The 15,622-nt window shown below is 56.8% G+C and carries 15 protein-coding genes; 10 read left to right on the forward strand and 5 right to left on the reverse strand.

The genetic code is table 11. The annotated features are described in order from the left end of the window. Positions 1-12: 12 nt before the first annotated feature. Entirely contained in the window at positions 13-1,353 is a 1,341-nt protein-coding gene (locus tag FKCLFG_RS09115) for a TAXI family TRAP transporter solute-binding subunit (protein ID WP_472612778.1), read from the reverse strand. Positions 1,354-1,606: 253 nt separating this feature from the next. On the opposite strand from FKCLFG_RS09115, the gene moaA reads away from it, so the two are divergent. The 6 genes from moaA to FKCLFG_RS09145 all read left to right on the forward strand — a co-directional run bounded on the left by moaA (position 1,607) and on the right by FKCLFG_RS09145 (position 8,600). Then, positions 1,607-2,722, forward strand: a complete 1,116-nt coding sequence (gene moaA, locus FKCLFG_RS09120) for a GTP 3',8-cyclase MoaA (RefSeq protein ID WP_472612779.1) — start codon at positions 1,607-1,609, stop codon at positions 2,720-2,722. A 157-nt stretch (positions 2,723-2,879) separates the two neighbouring features. Beyond that, on the forward strand, positions 2,880-4,019 hold the full coding sequence (locus tag FKCLFG_RS09125) for a PilT/PilU family type 4a pilus ATPase (protein ID WP_472612781.1): 1,140 nt from the start codon (positions 2,880-2,882) through the stop codon (positions 4,017-4,019). Then, positions 4,016-4,402: an ArsC family reductase gene (locus tag FKCLFG_RS09130; RefSeq protein ID WP_472612782.1), complete on the forward strand. Its 387-nt coding sequence runs from the start codon at positions 4,016-4,018 to the stop codon at positions 4,400-4,402. The genes FKCLFG_RS09125 and FKCLFG_RS09130 overlap by 4 nt, the downstream gene beginning before the upstream one ends. 3 nt (positions 4,403-4,405) lie before the next feature. After that, the gene (gene dapE, locus FKCLFG_RS09135; protein ID WP_472612783.1) at positions 4,406-5,533 is read left to right on the forward strand and encodes a succinyl-diaminopimelate desuccinylase; all 1,128 of its coding nucleotides are present in this window, start codon (positions 4,406-4,408) and stop codon (positions 5,531-5,533) included. 30 nt (positions 5,534-5,563) lie between these two features. Next, positions 5,564-6,472 carry a 50S ribosomal protein L3 N(5)-glutamine methyltransferase gene (gene prmB / locus FKCLFG_RS09140; protein WP_472612784.1) on the forward strand — a complete coding sequence of 303 codons (909 nt, stop codon included), beginning with the start codon at positions 5,564-5,566 and terminating at the stop codon, positions 6,470-6,472. 145 nt (positions 6,473-6,617) lie between these two features. After that, on the forward strand, positions 6,618-8,600 hold the full coding sequence (locus FKCLFG_RS09145; RefSeq protein ID WP_472612785.1) for an ATP-binding cassette domain-containing protein: 1,983 nt from the start codon (positions 6,618-6,620) through the stop codon (positions 8,598-8,600). A gap of 16 nt (positions 8,601-8,616) precedes the next feature. Here FKCLFG_RS09145 and FKCLFG_RS09150 read toward each other — a convergent pair whose 3' ends face one another. Continuing rightward, the gene (locus tag FKCLFG_RS09150) at positions 8,617-8,988 is read right to left on the reverse strand and encodes a VOC family protein (RefSeq protein ID WP_472612786.1); all 372 of its coding nucleotides are present in this window, start codon (positions 8,986-8,988) and stop codon (positions 8,617-8,619) included. A gap of 408 nt (positions 8,989-9,396) precedes the next feature. Between FKCLFG_RS09150 and FKCLFG_RS09155 the strand changes: the two genes are divergently transcribed. Beyond that, the gene (locus FKCLFG_RS09155; protein ID WP_472612787.1) at positions 9,397-9,957 is read left to right on the forward strand and encodes an NADPH-dependent FMN reductase; all 561 of its coding nucleotides are present in this window, start codon (positions 9,397-9,399) and stop codon (positions 9,955-9,957) included. 186 nt (positions 9,958-10,143) lie between these two features. Here FKCLFG_RS09155 and FKCLFG_RS09160 read toward each other — a convergent pair whose 3' ends face one another. The 3 genes from FKCLFG_RS09160 to FKCLFG_RS09170 all read right to left on the reverse strand — a co-directional run bounded on the left by FKCLFG_RS09160 (position 10,144) and on the right by FKCLFG_RS09170 (position 12,895). Then, on the reverse strand, positions 10,144-10,809 hold the full coding sequence (locus tag FKCLFG_RS09160; RefSeq protein WP_472612788.1) for an amino acid ABC transporter permease: 666 nt from the start codon (positions 10,807-10,809) through the stop codon (positions 10,144-10,146). An 85-nt stretch (positions 10,810-10,894) separates the two neighbouring features. Continuing rightward, positions 10,895-11,701, reverse strand: coding sequence for a transporter substrate-binding domain-containing protein (locus FKCLFG_RS09165; protein WP_472612789.1), 807 nt, complete (start codon positions 11,699-11,701; stop codon positions 10,895-10,897). A 276-nt stretch (positions 11,702-11,977) separates the two neighbouring features. Then, positions 11,978-12,895: a DMT family transporter gene (locus tag FKCLFG_RS09170; protein WP_472612790.1), complete on the reverse strand. Its 918-nt coding sequence runs from the start codon at positions 12,893-12,895 to the stop codon at positions 11,978-11,980. Position 12,896: 1 nt separating this feature from the next. Here FKCLFG_RS09170 and FKCLFG_RS09175 point away from each other — a divergent pair, with 1 nt between their 5' ends. From FKCLFG_RS09175 to arfB, 3 genes are all read left to right on the forward strand, one after another. Beyond that, positions 12,897-13,889 carry a helix-turn-helix domain-containing protein gene (locus tag FKCLFG_RS09175; protein ID WP_472612791.1) on the forward strand — a complete coding sequence of 331 codons (993 nt, stop codon included), beginning with the start codon at positions 12,897-12,899 and terminating at the stop codon, positions 13,887-13,889. 147 nt (positions 13,890-14,036) lie between these two features. Next, positions 14,037-15,125, forward strand: a complete 1,089-nt coding sequence (locus tag FKCLFG_RS09180) for a CaiB/BaiF CoA transferase family protein (protein WP_472612792.1) — start codon at positions 14,037-14,039, stop codon at positions 15,123-15,125. A 17-nt stretch (positions 15,126-15,142) separates the two neighbouring features. After that, a complete protein-coding gene (gene arfB, locus FKCLFG_RS09185; protein WP_472612793.1) occupies positions 15,143-15,553 on the forward strand; it encodes an alternative ribosome rescue aminoacyl-tRNA hydrolase ArfB in 411 nt (136 codons plus the stop codon). Positions 15,554-15,622: the final 69 nt, after the last annotated feature.

A 15,622-nucleotide genomic window follows, 5' to 3' on the forward strand; every position in this document is an offset into this window, starting at 1 on the left:
GTAAAAGAGAAATCAGGCTCCGTCGCTACCGCGCATCAACAACAGTACCCGCTTGCGCACAAAATCGATATGACTGCGCAAGTCATACACACCTTGGGCGAAAGATAACGGAATCGAAATCCGGTTTACGCTCGCCTCGATCTCGCCCAGCCGTTTCAATTGCGTCGCATACACTTCGGCCCGCTTTTCCGGTGGCACGTCCTCTATCGTCTGTTCGACGATGCGCAGCTGGCCGTACCAGCGATAGATGCGCGAACGAATGCGCCATACATAGAGCGGCGGCACGATGCGCGACAGCGGCAGAATCAGTGCTCCCAGCGCCACCACCACGACCCACATGCGCTCGGAAAAATTCGCCAGCCAGAACGGCAGGTATCGTTGCATTAGCGGCGGCCCGCTTTTGTAGAATTTCTCGGCTTCCGGGGCCACCGGGATTTCGGTATAACTGGCAGTCGGAAAATCACCTCTTTTACTGAACCAGCCGGCGCCGCCATGGATCTCAGCCGCCGCCTGTACCAGCAGATCAATCAGGGACGGATGCAAACCGGCGCGCGCCACCAAGGTAGCCGTCGGCGCGATCAAATGATAATCCTCGGCTGGCAAATCCCGTCCCAGATCAACAATGCCACGCGGCAAGACAACATGCGTCAAATAAGGAAAGCGTCGGGAGTAAGCCTCGGCCTGGGTAAAATTAAACAATTTAATCCCTGGCGTTTGCAGCAACATCTGGATCAAGGGTGCATCCGGTGCCGAACTGAATACCAAGCCATCGATTTGCCCTGCCAGCAGAGCCATTGTCGCGGGCGTGTTTTCCAGGCTGCCGAGCGTCAAATCACTGGCCTCGATGCCATTGACGTCCAGCAGTTGCCTGACCAGGCGCGGCACGCCGGTGCCTTCGGGCCCGACATTGATCGACATGCCCTTCAGCTGGGTCAATTGTGTAATATTTTTGGATTCACGGTAAAACAGCCAGACCGGCTCGGTGAATAAACTCCCGAGCGACAACATGCCGTGTTGCTGCGCCTGCTCCAGCTTGATCGAGCCGCTCTGGACAAACGCGATATCCACTCCGGAATCCGGGTCTTCAAGCCGTCGCAGGTTTTCTTCCGAGCCCAGCGACGCTTTGAACTTGATGCTGATGCCCTGCTTTGCCAGCGCTTTTGCGTACTTGCCGGCAAATGCCTGGTACGCGCTATTTTCCTGGCCGGTGGAAAGTGTAATTTGGGATGGCGGGGATGGGTCCACCAGCCAGTAAGCGAGGCCACAAATCAGTGCAATAATCAGAATGGTGGGGCCAGCCGTTATCAACAAATCACTCAGGGAAAAGCGGGTGAATTTGAGGATTTTTGGCATGAATCGTTTGCGCAGTGTCATGTGAACGCACATTGCCAAGAAACGCGCCACTATGCAAGGAAAAACCTTTATCTCCAACCCGAGTGACGGCATTTACGCATCGGATCGGGCTGGCGCGGCACCGGTCAGTCCGATTTTCGCCGCCTTTCGCCTGTGAGCTGGCCGCCCTCGTGGTATCTTATTTCCAAAAACCCCGTTGGCTGCAAGACAGCAACGATAACGGGGCTGCAAGTGCCAACTCAAACCAGATGCCATGACTGAAAAATTTATCCCGCTAACGGATTACCGCAACCTCAATAACGTACCCAAAATACCGTCGTTGCTTGAAACACCGAGCGGTCTGTTAAGCGACACATTGCAGCGTCCCTTGCGTGACCTGCGCATTTCTGTGACTGATCACTGCAACTTCCGCTGCGTCTATTGCATGCCGAAAGAAATGTTCGACAAGGATTACGCCTTCCTGCCGCACAGCGCATTGTTGAGCTTTGAAGAAATCACCCGTCTCGCCAAAATATTCATCGATCATGGCGTCGAAAAAATCCGGTTGACCGGAGGCGAGCCGCTGCTGCGCAAAAATATCGAGCGCTTAATCGGCATGCTCAGTAGCCTGCGCACTCCTGATGGCCGCGAGTTGGATCTGACCCTGACCACCAACGGCTCACTGCTGGCGAAAAAAGCCCAGCTGTTGAAGGATGCCGGCTTGAAGCGCGTCACGGTGTCGCTCGATGCACTCGACGACGCGGTATTCAAGCGCATGAACGATGTCGATTTTCCGGTGACGGATGTGCTGGCAGGCATTGACGCCGCGCACCAGGCCGGTCTCGGCCCGATCAAGATCAATATGGTGGTCAAGCGTGGCATGAACGAGCAGGAAATCCTGCCGATGGCGCGCCACTTCAAAGGCTCGCCTTACATCCTGCGCTTGATCGAGTACATGGATGTCGGCGCATCCAACGGCTGGAAGATGGACGAAGTCATCCCGTCGGCCGAAGTGGTGCGCCGCATTCATGCCGAACTGCCGTTGCAGCAAGTTGCACCCAATTATCCGGGCGAGACCGCCGGGCGCTGGCGCTATCAGGATGGCGGCGGCGAAATCGGCGTAATTTCCAGCGTCACGCAAGCGTTTTGCCGCGACTGCAACCGCGCCAGACTGTCGACCGAAGGCAAGCTCTACACCTGTCTGTTCGCCGGCGCGGGGCACGACTTTCGTGCGCTGCTACGTGGCAATAACAGCGACAGTGAAATCTCCACCGCCGTGGCGCAAATTTGGCGTATCCGCGACGACCGCTATTCGGAACTGCGCAGCGCCAACACATCCGATTTACCGCCGACGACCAGAAAAGTCGAGATGTCTTATATCGGTGGCTAAAGCAAAGGGCGGGTGCAACCCGCGCCTGAGATTGCGCGCGGGTTGCACCCGCCCTTATTTTTTCGTGCCTTTCGTGTTTTTCGTGGATTGTGTTTTTCTCCATGATGAACGCGCATAACATCAATTATTCACATAACAAATAAATCGAGAGCACATGATGAGCATGGATCGTTTATTTTCTCTGATGAAAGAGAAAGGTGCGTCAGACATGTTTCTGGCCATCGATTCGCCGATCCACCTGAAGATTCAGGGCAATCTGGTACCGATCAATCAGCAAAAAATGGACATGCAGCACATCATGGCGCTGCTGGGCGAAGTCTTGTCTGCGGCCGACATGGCCAAACTTGAACGGGAAAACGAGCTCAATATCGGCATGCCGGCACGAGACATTGGCCGCTTCCGCTTGTCTGCATTCCGCCAGCGCGGCAGCTTTTCGGCGGTGTTGCGGTTCATCCCTTATGACATTCCGGCGCTCGGCACGCTTGGCCTGCCGAGCATTCTGTCCGAACTGATCATGGACAAGCGTGGGCTGATCCTGGTGGTCGGCGCCACTGGTTCCGGCAAATCGACTACGATTGCCTCGATGCTGGATTACCGCAACGAGATGCGCAGCGGACATATCCTGACGCTGGAAGATCCGATTGAGTTTCTGTTTACCAACAAGCGATCGATTGTCAACCAGAGGGAAATCGGCACCGATTCCGCCAGCCTGGAAATCGCGCTGAAGAACTCGCTGCGGCAAGCGCCCGATTGCATCCTGATCGGCGAAATCCGCGACAAGGAAACCATGTCGGCCGCCCTTGCCTACGCGCAATCCGGGCATCTGGTATTGGCTACCTTGCATGCGAACAACAGTTACAACGCATTGAACCGCATCATCAGTTTTTACCCGCTCGAAAATCGCTCTGCGCTGTTGCTGGATATTGCATCGACGCTGCGCGCCATCATCTCGCAACGACTGGTGCGCTCGCCGACGGGGCAGCGTCTGGCCGCAACCGAAGTCATGCTCAATACGCGCTATGTGGCGGAACTGATCGAAAAAGGGGAAATCACGCAGATCAAGGAAGCAATTGAAAAAAGCCTGTCGTCAGGTTCGCAGACTTTCGAGCAAACCCTGCTGCACATGATCAAGAGCGGCAAAATATCGCAGGAAGAAGGCTTGGCCAATGCGGATTCGCCCAGCAACCTGCTATGGCAACTCAACAATAACGAGCAATCGAGCAAACTTGCGCCGCAGGAGCCGGCAGCCAGCAAGCCCAACGAACCAACCTTCACCGAATTCACCCTCAACGCATGAGCGACCACGGCCAGTTCGAAAAAATCACCCTGCACGGCATCCCCAACTGCGATACCGTCAAAAAAGCCCGCGCCTGGCTCGATGCCCGCGCGTTTGCCCACACCTTTCACAACTTCAAAAAGGATGGCGTGACGCCGTCCCTGATTCAATCGTGGCTGGAAAATAACGATTGGGAAATATTAGTCAACCGCAAAGGCACGACCTGGCGCGCGCTATCCGACGAACGCAAAGCGGCTATCATTGACGCGCCCAGCGCAATCGCGCTGATGTGCGAATCGCCGTCCGTCATCAAGCGGCCGGTATTGACGATGAACATTGCCGGTGAAGAACAATCCCATATCGGGTTCACCGACGCACTCTACCAACAGATTTTTAAGATATAGCCCATGAACAAAACCCTCGCACTAGCCGAAGAGTTGATCGCGCTAAGTTCCGTCACCCCGCAAGACAAAGGCTGCCAGCAGCGCTTGATCGCGCTATTGTCTCCGCTCGGCTTTGCGTGCGAAACCATTCAATCCGGCGAGGTCACCAACCTGTGGGCACGCAAAGGCACGACGCAACCGCTGGTAGTTTTCGCCGGCCATACCGACGTGGTGCCGACCGGCCCGATCGAACAATGGCAATCGCATCCGTTCGTGCCGACGCAGCGCGACGGTAAGCTGTATGGCCGCGGCGCAGCCGACATGAAGACGTCGATTGCCGCTTTCGTAGTCGCCACCGAAGAATTCGTCGCCGCCCATCCGGACCATAAAGGCTCGATCGGCTTCCTGATCACCAGCGACGAAGAAGGTCCGTCCACCGATGGCACGATCATCGTCTGCAATCTGCTCAAGGCACGCGGCGAACAGATCGACTACTGCATCGTGGGCGAACCGACTTCTTCCGGTGAGTTGGGCGACACCATCAAGAATGGCCGCCGCGGCTCGATGTCCGGCAAGCTGACCATCAAAGGCATCCAGGGTCACATCGCCTATCCGCAATTGGCAAAAAATCCGATCCACCTGGCCGCACCGGCAATAACTGAACTGGTGGCCGAGCATTGGGACCAAGGCAATGCCTATTATTTGCCGACTTCATTCCAGATTTCCAATGTCAACAGCGGCACCGGCGCCAATAACGTGATTCCGGGCGACATCGTGATCGATTTCAACTTCCGTTTCTCCACCGCCAGCACCGCAGACGGGCTGCAGCAACGCGTGCATGCGATCCTGAATCGGCACGAACTGGAATACGACCTGCGCTGGACCATCAACGGCCAGCCGTTCCTGACGCCGCGCGGCATTCTGAGCGACGCTCTGTGCGCTGCGATCAAGGTGGAAACCGGAATCGACGCCGACCTGTCGACCACCGGCGGCACCTCGGATGGCCGCTTCATTGCGCAAATTTGCCCGCAAGTAATCGAATTCGGCCCGCCCAACGGCAGCATCCACAAGATCGACGAACATATCGAACTACGCTTCATCAACCCGCTGAAAAACATCTATCGCCGCACGCTGGAAAACCTGCTGGCCTGACGAACCTTTAATACCGACATACCGATACCCATGACCCACCAAATACTAGCCCACCCGTTCTCCACCCCGCGCGACTTGTTTCGCTATGCGATCACGCGCTTCAATACCGAACAGCTGTTTTTCGGCCACGGCAGCAGCAATGCGCTGGACGAAGCCGCCTACCTGATCCTGCATACGCTCAAACTGCCGCTGGAAACACTCGATCCTTTTCTGGATGCGCGCCTGCTGCCGGAAGAAGTTGCCGCCATCCTGGAGGTCATCGAGCGCCGCGCCACCGATCGAGTGCCGGCCGCTTACATCACCCATGAAGCGTGGCTCGGCAGCTACCGTTTTTACGTTGACGAGCGGGTAATCGTGCCGCGCTCCTTCATCGCCGAGCTGATTCCTGAATTTTTCTCACCTTGGGTCACAGACCCGGAAAGCGTGACCGACATCCTCGAACTGTGCACCGGCTCCGGTTGCCTGCCGATCATGTTGGCCGATGCGTTTCCGAATGCCCATGTCGATACCGCCGACATCTCGAAGGATGCGCTGGATGTGGCGTTTCGCAATGTCGCTGATTACGGCCTCGAAGATCGGATTACGCTGATCGAGTCCGACCTGTATACTAATGTCCCCGACAAGAAATACGACGTGATCGTCGCCAACCCACCCTATGTGAACAGTGGTTCGATGGGACAATTGCCGCAGGAATACCTGCATGAACCGCAGATTGCGTTGGCTGGCGGTGACGATGGCATGGATCTGGTGCGCAAGATTGTGGCTGGGGCGGTGCAGCGTCTGACCGACAATGGCATACTAATCGTCGAAATCGGCAATGAATATGCGTTCGCCGAAGCTGCCTTCCCGGATTTGGAATTAACCTGGGTCACCACTAGTGCCGGCGACAATATGGTATTTTTGATCACAGCAGAACAATTGAAGCAGCAACTGAAGTAGCAACTAAGACAATAAGCTTCAAACTGCAGCACAGGCAATACGGGAGTCTGGTCAAATTAACCGTACTCCCATTTGTATTTTTAAACGCGCAATGAATACATGCGGTAATAGCATGGTTTTACAGCATACTCCCTAGAAATTAATTATGATTCGGTTCCAGCAAGTCAGCCTGATGCGCGGCATCAAGCCTCTCCTCGACAACGTCGACGTCACACTCAACCCCGGCGACAAAATCGGCCTGATCGGCGCCAACGGCGCAGGCAAATCCAGCCTGTTCGGCCTGTTGCGCGGCGAACTGCACGCCGATCAGGGCGAAATCGACTTCCCGGCCAAGTGGCGCGTCGCCTACGTCGCGCAGGAAACCCCGGCGCTGGAGCGCGCCGCGCTGGATTACGCGATCGACGGCGACCTTACGCTGCGTAAGCTCGAAGCAGAATTGGCCGTGCTGGAAGCGCAACCGGAAAGCCACGACAACGGTATCGCCATCGGCAACATGTACGGCGCGCTGGCCGACGCCGACGCCTACACCGTCAACTCGCGCGGCGAACAATTGCTGCTCGGTCTGGGCTTCACGCTGGAACAGATGCAGCAACCGATTGCCAGCTTCTCCGGCGGCTGGCGCATGCGGCTCAATCTGGCGCAAGCGCTGATGTGCCCGTCCGACCTGCTGCTGCTGGATGAACCTACCAACCATCTGGATCTGGACGCCATCATCTGGCTGGAAGACTGGCTCAAACGCTACGCCGGCACGCTGTTGATCATCTCGCATGATCGCGATTTCCTGGATGAAGTGGTCAACGTGATCGTCCACATCGACGAACGTAAATTGAAGCGCTATTCCGGCAACTACTCCAGCTTCGAGCGCCAGCGCGCAGCCCAAATGATCCTGGCGCAAGGCGTGATGGAAAAGCAGAACCGCCAGCGCGCCCATCTGGAATCCTTCGTCAACCGCTTCAAGGCGCAGGCCAGCAAAGCGCGCCAAGCCCAGAGCCGCATGAAAGCACTGGAAAAGATGGCGGAACTGGCGCCATTGCGCGCCGCCGCCGAATTCTCTTTCGAATTCCGCGAGCCTTTGAATGCGCCGAACCCACTCTTGGTGATGGAAGACGTGAATGCCGGTTACCAGCTCACGGACGAGAGCGGCCACCAGACCGGCGAAAAAATTATCGTCAACAACATCAATTTCTCGCTCCAGATCGGCCAGCGCATCGGCCTCTTGGGCGTGAATGGCGCCGGCAAATCGACGCTGATCAAGACCATTGCCGGCGACATCAATCCGGTCACCGGCACCTTTACCACCGGCAAAGGCTTGACCATCGGCTATTTCGCCCAGCACCAGGTCGAAATGCTGCGCCACGACGAATCGCCGCTATGGCATCTGGCCAAGATCGCGCCCAACGTGCGCGAGCAGGAATTGCGCAACTTCCTCGGCAGCTTCAACTTCCCCGGCCAGATGGTCACCGCCTCGATCGCGCCGTTTTCCGGTGGCGAAAAGGCGCGCCTGGCCTTAGCATTGATTGTCTGGCAGCGCCCTAACCTGTTGCTGCTGGATGAGCCAACCAACCATCTGGATTTGGAAACCCGCGAAGCGCTGACCGAAGCGCTGGCCCAGTTCGAAGGCACGCTCGTGGTGGTTTCGCATGATCGCCATCTGCTGCGCGCCACCACCGACCAATTCATCATCGTCGCCAACGGCAGGCTGCAACCATTCGACGGCGATCTGGATGATTACAAGGATTGGCTGTTTCAGACCAAGCTCGGCAAAGGCACCGATGTATTGCCGGTCCACCGGGACACATCCGACGACTTGCCGAAAGCCACCCCGGTCGCCGCCGCGCCTGCCGTCGACAAGCGCGACCAGAAACGGCTGGACGCCGAACAACGGCAGAAAAACGCCACGACAAGAAAGCCGATCGAAAACAAGATCAAGCGCCTGGAAGAGCAAATCGCCAAGCGCAACGAGCAAAAAACCCAAATCGACGCCGAACTGGCCGGATCAAGCATCTACGACGCCGTTAACAAAGCCAAGCTGAAAACCCTGCTGACCGACCAGACTTTCTACGCCAAAGACCTGGCGCAACTGGAAGGGGAATGGCTGGAGCAGCAAGAAGAATTGGAAAAACTGTAACTTCAGAAGCAGCAACTCAGGAGCCAGCCTTCGCTTGCCACAACGCGAAAGTGGCTCCGGTTGGGTCAGTAATCACACTGATCCAGCCATGTTCGCCAATTTCCATCACGTCCTGACATATTTTTGCGCCCAGCGACTTCGCTTTTTCGGTGCTGGCCTTGATGTCGTCAACCCCGACATAAGCCTGCCAGTGTGGCGCCTCGTGCGGCGCCGGATTCGTCATCATGCCCCCGCCGGTACCCTCGCCCACCTTGATCATGGTGTAGGGCACGCCGCCATCGGGGTTCGCGAGATCTTCCAACTCCCAGTCGAACAACTGAGTATAAAACGCCTTTGCTTTGGCGAGATCGCCGGTGTGCAATTCAATATGCACGAATGGATTTGCCATGATGCCGTCTCCTTTGAATGAACCAAGTGCAAGCAACGCTAACGAAACAGCGTTCGTTCGCCGCCAGTCAATAACCCAGTAACCCAACCGCCGCCGCACAAGGACGGCCAAGCAGTGGATTAAGCAAAATCGCCATTGAGGGCGGCGGTAATCGGAATTGTAGGATGTGCGACGCAGGATTGCTGCAGTAAGTAGCCAACCTTTAACTTGGCGCAATCCGGCAATGCGGCCGTGCCGGCTGCAGGTCCCGATGCGGTATTCACCGCATGCATTTTGTGCCATATTATTAACTCGACCGGAGTGACGTTTTAGTCCTTCGGGTGCATTTCTCATCTTTCCCCGAGAAATGGTCGACTTTTTGTGTTTCACACCGAGTTATCGTTTTGCCTCTTAACCAAAGGAATCATGATGAATACGACCAAAAATGTTGCGATCTTTGTCGGCAGCTTGCGCAAGGATTCATTCAATCGAAAAATGGCGAACGCATTGATTGCGCTGGCCCCACCTTCGCTCAAGCTGGAAATCGTCGAGATTGGCGATCTGCCGTTGTTCAACCAGGATTCCGAGGCGCAGCCGACACCGGCAGTGAGCGCATTCAAGCAGCGGATACAGGCGGCCGATGCGGTATTGTTTGTCACGCCCGAATACAACCGCTCGGTGCCGGGCGTGCTGAAGAACGCGATTGATGTCGGCTCGCGCCCATACGGCAATAGCGCGTGGGATGGCAAACCGGGCGCGATCATCAGCGTCTCGCCGGGGGCAATCGGCGGCTTCGGCGCCAATCATCATCTGCGCCAATCGCTGGTGTTCCTGAATGTGCCGGCGATGGCGCAACCCGAGGCTTATATCAGCAACGCCAGCAAACTGTTCGACGATAAGGGGGCGATTGCCAGCGACGACACGCGCGGCTTCATGCAGAAATTCCTGCAGGCATTTGAAGAGTGGATTGACCATCATCAGGCGCGTTAAGATTTTTTGATCGCAATTCAGGCTACCGCGTGCGCCCCCGATCTTCCTGCAGAACATATACGCAGCCAGGTATTTTTTAATTATGATTAAAATAAAGCGGGAGTTATATGCTTTATGCATATACTCCCGCTTTTTCAATTATTATTGCGTCAGCTTAAATCTCCATTCAAAGCAACCAGCCGCTGGCTAATCCTGCCGGTGGGCCTCCTCCAGCCGGCGCTCCAAACGGCGTTGCAGGGTTTCAAAGCACAGGCACAGGCACCAGTAAATTGCCGCAGCCGCCAGATACAAAGGCAATGGACGAAAAGTGGTGGCGATCACTTCTTTGGTCGCCAGCATCAGTTCGGTGACGGTGATGACGGACACCAGCGAAGTATCCTTGATCAGGCTGATCAGGGTGTTGCTCATCGATGGCACCGCGATGCGCAGGGCTTGCGGCATGACGATATGGCGCAGGGTTTGCAGATAACCGAGCCCGAGGCTGTAGCCGGCGGCCCACTGGCCTTTGCCCACGCCGAGAATCGCACCGCGGATGCTTTCCGACAGATACGCACTGGCATTCAGGCTCAACGCCAGCACCCCGGCCACTGCCGGCGAAAAGTCGATGCCGATACTGGGCAACCCGTAATAAATTACGAACACCTGCACCAGCAGCGGGGTGCCGCGCATCAGACTGACGTACAACGCGGCTGGCGCTCGCACCGTTTTCCACGGCACGATGCGCGCCACTGCCAGCAGGAAACCGAGCGCCAGCCCGCCGCCCATTGAGGCCAGCGCAAACAGCAGCGTGTAGCCAGCGCCCTTGAACAAGACCGGCGCAGCGTGCCCTAGCAGCTCCAAAAGTTCCTCCATGTTGATCCTTAATCCTTTTATGCAGCACCAAAAAACTATCCCCGCAGCGCGTGCGGGGATAGTTTGATGTCAGCCTGGTGGTTATTTATTGCGCTACCGGAGCCTTGCTCACATCGCGGCCAAACCATTTGTTCGATACCCGGCTGAAGCTGCCATCCTTGATGATATCGGCAATCGCCTTGTTGATCGCGGCCTTGAACTTCGGATTGTTTTTCTTGAACGGGATCGCCATTTTATCGATATCGCCCAGCGGCGCGCCCGCTTTCAGCGGCAGATTCGAGGTCTTCAACAGGTACGACACCATCAGGCTATCGTTGAGCGCCGCATCGATTCGGCCGCTGGCCAGATCCTGCAGATACTCCGGCGCACCGGGATAGCTTTTGACTTCGATGCCGGCAACGCTCTTGGCTTTCTGCTCGTGATTGGTGCCCTGTCCTACGCCCAGTTTTTTGCCTTTGAGGTCATCAAAATCCTTGAATGCCCGCTTCTCGCTTTTCTGCACGATCAATTGTCCGCTGGACAGCGTGTACGGATCGGAAAAATCGAAAGTTTCCTGCCGCTGCGCGGTCACGCCGACCTGATTGACGATCACATCGTATTTGCCATTCGCCAGCCCTGCCAGAATGCCGCTCCACTCGGTGGTGGTGAATTCCGGCTTGACGCCCAGTTTGGCCGCCACCAGTTTTGCCACATCGACATCAAAGCCGGTCAGTTCGTTGGTTTTCTTGTCCTTGAAATTGAACGGCGGGAAAGTGCCTTCCAGCGCGATTTTTAGCGTGCCGCGCGCCTTGACGGTGTCCAGCAGATCAGCCGCCGAAGCGCCCATGGTGACAGCAACCAGCAACGCCGCCGCAGTCAATCGGGTTATGCCGGATAACAGTGTCTGTGTCATTTCAGAATCCTTTATGCTTGATGTTTGGTGTTTGATGCCGCGATTTATATTGCGCGGCAGGCCATTGTGCACCGGGTTTTCATTTATGCCAATTTTGACATCCTCCCCTCCCTCAGCCTAGCGGCTGCCGTTTGCGCTGCCGCTCGCCATCTGGCATCAATTCGTATTTGAAGGTTTGAAAGCTTGAAGTCGCTGCATGCTGCAATTATAGCCAGCGTTATGCATTGGCAAACACGATTAGAACAATGACGGCTTTGCCGCCGTTTCATCAGGCCGCTAGCTACTGCAGCCCTGTGTGCGAGGTTGCGCCGGCAATGCCGGTGCCCGGCCCGGCTTGCGAAACGCCAGCACATTTCCCGCAATCACCAGCAGCAAGCCGCCCAGTCCGACCGCAGTCCACTGATAACCTTCCAGCCAGGCCGAAATATTCAGCGACACCACCGGAAACAAAACCGTCGAGTACGCGGCGCGGTCAGGGCCGATGCGCCCAACCAGCATCAAGTATGCGGTAAAGCCCACCACCGAACCCGGGATCGCCAGGTACAGCAACGCGCCCAGATACTTCGGACTCCAATCCATCGTCAGCGGCGTGCCGCTCACCGCGACGCCTGCCAGCAGAATCATGGTGCCCACCAGCATGGCCCAGGCATTGGTGCCAAGCGGCGTCAAGCCGCGCGACTGCAGCGCGCTCGACAACAAGTTGCCGGCGGAAAAGCTCAGGGTGCCGAGCAGTGCCAAACCCAGCCCCAGCCAGGTATGTGGACTGGCCGCATGGTGGCGCATCTCGGGCCAGAACAATGCCAGGATGCCGCTCATGCCCAGCAACGCGCCGCCCATGACTTGCGGGGTGATTTTCCGTTTTAAAAACAGACGGCCGTTGAGCGCATTCCATAACGGCGCGCTTGAAAATACCACCGCCACCAGCCCGCTCGCAATCCATTGGCTGGCGTAATAAAAGCACAGAAAATTCACGCAAAACAAAGTCACGCCCTGCGCCAGCAACAACTTGCCGGCACCGGCCGGAGGACGCTTCAAGCGCCCGGTAAAAGCCAGAATGCAGAACAGCACCAGCGCCGCCAGCCCGAAACGGTAGGCAATCGACAGCGGGATGGCGACGCTGCCAAGCTGCATTTTGATGGCGATCCAGGTAGTGCCCCAGACCACCACCACCAGAAAATATAGAAAGATATTCACAATGCATGCTCCTGTTGAGTTATCCCGAAGTATCGAGCCAAGGCAGCAGCGTGTCTTGCACGCCCTTGCGTTTTTTTGCGCTTGCTTTGCCAGCGCCGCCGCCCGCCGCTATCATGTGATGATGAACGACACCCTCAATCGCCTGCATGTATTCAACCGGCTCGCGCACTCCAGCGCGCAGTTGGAAGGTGCGGCGGCGCTGGGAGACGGCATGGCGGTGGCGGTTTGGCACAATCGGCTGGATGCGGTCAGTTATGCGCCGCAAGGGCATCACACGTTGTCGTGTTATCTGGACGGCGGTTATGACACTTTCTTGCGCGGCCGTCCCGAGCAGCGCGGCGCGCCCGGCCGTCTGTGCGTATTGCCGGATCAGCAGGAGACCGACTGGGTAATCAATGGTCACCTGCGTTTTGTGCACCTGTATTTTTCTCCGGAGCAGTTTGCCAGCCAGACCCTGACCCTGCTGGACCGCGAGCCGCGCGAAATGTGCTTGCCGGAGCAAACTTTTTTTGACAATCCGCAACTGGCCAGCCTGTGCCAGGCGCTGCCCCGGCTGGACTGGCGCGATCCGGGCCAGCGCCTGCTGGGCAATACGCTGGCGCATCAGGCCGTGGCGCAACTGATTCAGTCCCATTTGGGGCCGCGCCGGAATTTGCGTTTGAAAGGCGGGCTCTCTGCAACGCTGCGGCGACGCATGATCGAATGGCTCGAGTGCCGGCTCGATCAACCGATCACGCTGGGCGCGATGGCAACGGAGGCGGCATTGTCCGAAACCCATTTCGCGCACATGTTTCGCATCTCGTTCGGGATGCCGCCGCATGTCTGGCTGCAGGCGCGCCGTCTGGCCAGAGCGCGCCAATTGCTGGGGCAGAATCAATTATCGCTAACCGATGTCGCGATGGCTTGCGGTTACAGTTCGCCCAGCCATTTCAGCAACCGTTTTCGCGCAGCGCTGGGCATTACGCCTTCCCGTTATCGCGATCTGAACCAGTAAAAACTTGCAGTGAATGTTATTTCAATACCGCACATGTTTTTATATACTAATATATGTATTTTTTAACACCGCAATTAAATAATGCGGCGCTTGCACAATATTTACCTATACTCCCTATTTTTTACATAACTAATTATTCCGACAATCATGCCTACACCTATCGATCTGCCGCTCACCGGCATCCGCATTCTTGACCTGACTCGACTGCTGCCGGGGCCGGTGGCTACCATGCATCTGGCCGACATGGGCGCGGAAGTCATCAAGATCGAAGACCGTGGCGCCGGCGACTATGCGCGCACCATGGGGCATGTGAAGCACACGGTGTCGCAGTTCTTTATTGCCGTCAATCGCGGCAAGCGCTGCATCCTGCTCGATTTGAAGGATGCCGGCGAGCGCGAAGAATTTTTGCGCATGGTGGAAAGCGCCGATGTGGTGATCGAAAGTTTCCGCCCCGGCGTGATGGACAAGCTGGGCGTCGGTTGGCAAATTTTACGACAGCGCAATCCGAAACTGGTGATGTGCGCCATCACCGGCTACGGCCAAAACGGCCCTTTTGCACAATTGGCCGGGCACGATATCAATTACACCGGGTTTGCCGGCATGCTGGAGCAGAACGTCGGACCGGATGGCGTCCCGGCGCTCTCGAATCTGCAGGTCGGCGACTTGCTGGGCGGCGCGCAAGCGGCGGTGCAAGGCATCCTGGCTGCACTGCTGGGCGTGAAAATGGGCGGTTGCGGCCGCTTCGTCGATATTTCGATGACCGATACCGTGCTGGCGCACAACATCATGCCGCTGGTGGCGGTGAATAATTTCGGTCGCACTGCTGCGCCGGGGCGCGATCTGCTGACCGGCGGCGTACCTTGCTACAACGTATATCGCACCAGCGACGATCGCTTCATGGCGGTCGGGGCGCTGGAATTGAAATTCTGGGAAGGCTGCTGCGATGTGCTGGCACGCCCCGACCTGAAGTCAAAACACTGGAGCCTTGGGCAAACCATCGGCGGCACCGAAGCGATGGCGATCAAGGCGGAACTGGATGCGATTTTTGCGCAACAGACGCTGGCAACATGGAGCGAACGCTTTGCCGCTGTCGATTGCTGCGTGACGCCGATCCTGCGCATGGATGAAGCGCTCAATCATCCGCTGTTTCTGGCCCGCGGCATGGTGCGTCAGGCGCAACATCCGACCGAAGGGAATTACGCCAGCACAACGCCTGCGGTAAAGTTTCAATCCTGACCAAAATTTTCACAGCCATGCGCACACCCGCCATCACCATAGCCGAGCACGAAGTCGAGATCAGCGCGATCCGCGCCCAAGGTGCCGGCGGCCAAAACGTCAACAAGGTATCGAGTGCGATTCATCTGCGTTTCGACATTCCGGCGTCGTCGCTGCCGGAGCATATCAAGGAGCGTTTGCAGGCCCTGAACGATCAGCGCATCACCAAGGATGGCGTGGTTGTCATCAAGGCGCAAGCGCACCGCAGTCAGGAGAAAAACAAGGGAGAAGCGATGCAGCGCTTGCAGGAATTAGTCGACAGTGTGGCGGTGCTGCCGAAACACCGCAGGCCGACCAGACCAACCCGCAACTCGCAACGCAAGCGCCTCGACAGCAAAGCCACGCATGGCAACCTGAAGCGCACGCGCGGCAAGGTTAGCGGCGTTTGAAGATAATGTTTGTAGAATGTTTAGTACGGAAACGTTTAATACGGAAATTTAGCGGCAATTTTATCGCCT

It is taken from the genome of Gelidimonas denitrificans (assembly GCF_055694065.1).

Bases quoted from the DNA above. Each gene is read 5' to 3' on its own strand.
- FKCLFG_RS09175 (WP_472612791.1), top strand. From the start codon at position 12,897: ATGCATGCTCCTGTTGAGTTATCCCGAAGTATCGAGCCAAGGCAGCAG.
- moaA (WP_472612779.1), top strand. From the start codon at position 1,607: ATGACTGAAAAATTTATCCCGCTAACGGATTACCGCAACCTCAATAAC.
- FKCLFG_RS09155 (WP_472612787.1), top strand. From the start codon at position 9,397: ATGAATACGACCAAAAATGTTGCGATCTTTGTCGGCAGCTTGCGCAAG.
- dapE (WP_472612783.1), top strand. From the start codon at position 4,406: ATGAACAAAACCCTCGCACTAGCCGAAGAGTTGATCGCGCTAAGTTCC.
- FKCLFG_RS09160 (WP_472612788.1), bottom strand. From the start codon at position 10,809: ATGGAGGAACTTTTGGAGCTGCTAGGGCACGCTGCGCCGGTCTTGTTC.
- FKCLFG_RS09165 (WP_472612789.1), bottom strand. From the start codon at position 11,701: ATGACACAGACACTGTTATCCGGCATAACCCGATTGACTGCGGCGGCG.
- FKCLFG_RS09130 (WP_472612782.1), top strand. From the start codon at position 4,016: ATGAGCGACCACGGCCAGTTCGAAAAAATCACCCTGCACGGCATCCCC.
- FKCLFG_RS09115 (WP_472612778.1), bottom strand. From the start codon at position 1,353: ATGCCAAAAATCCTCAAATTCACCCGCTTTTCCCTGAGTGATTTGTTG.
- prmB (WP_472612784.1), top strand. From the start codon at position 5,564: ATGACCCACCAAATACTAGCCCACCCGTTCTCCACCCCGCGCGACTTG.
- FKCLFG_RS09145 (WP_472612785.1), top strand. From the start codon at position 6,618: ATGATTCGGTTCCAGCAAGTCAGCCTGATGCGCGGCATCAAGCCTCTC.
- FKCLFG_RS09180 (WP_472612792.1), top strand. From the start codon at position 14,037: ATGCCTACACCTATCGATCTGCCGCTCACCGGCATCCGCATTCTTGAC.
- arfB (WP_472612793.1), top strand. From the start codon at position 15,143: ATGCGCACACCCGCCATCACCATAGCCGAGCACGAAGTCGAGATCAGC.
- FKCLFG_RS09125 (WP_472612781.1), top strand. From the start codon at position 2,880: ATGAGCATGGATCGTTTATTTTCTCTGATGAAAGAGAAAGGTGCGTCA.
- FKCLFG_RS09150 (WP_472612786.1), bottom strand. From the start codon at position 8,988: ATGGCAAATCCATTCGTGCATATTGAATTGCACACCGGCGATCTCGCC.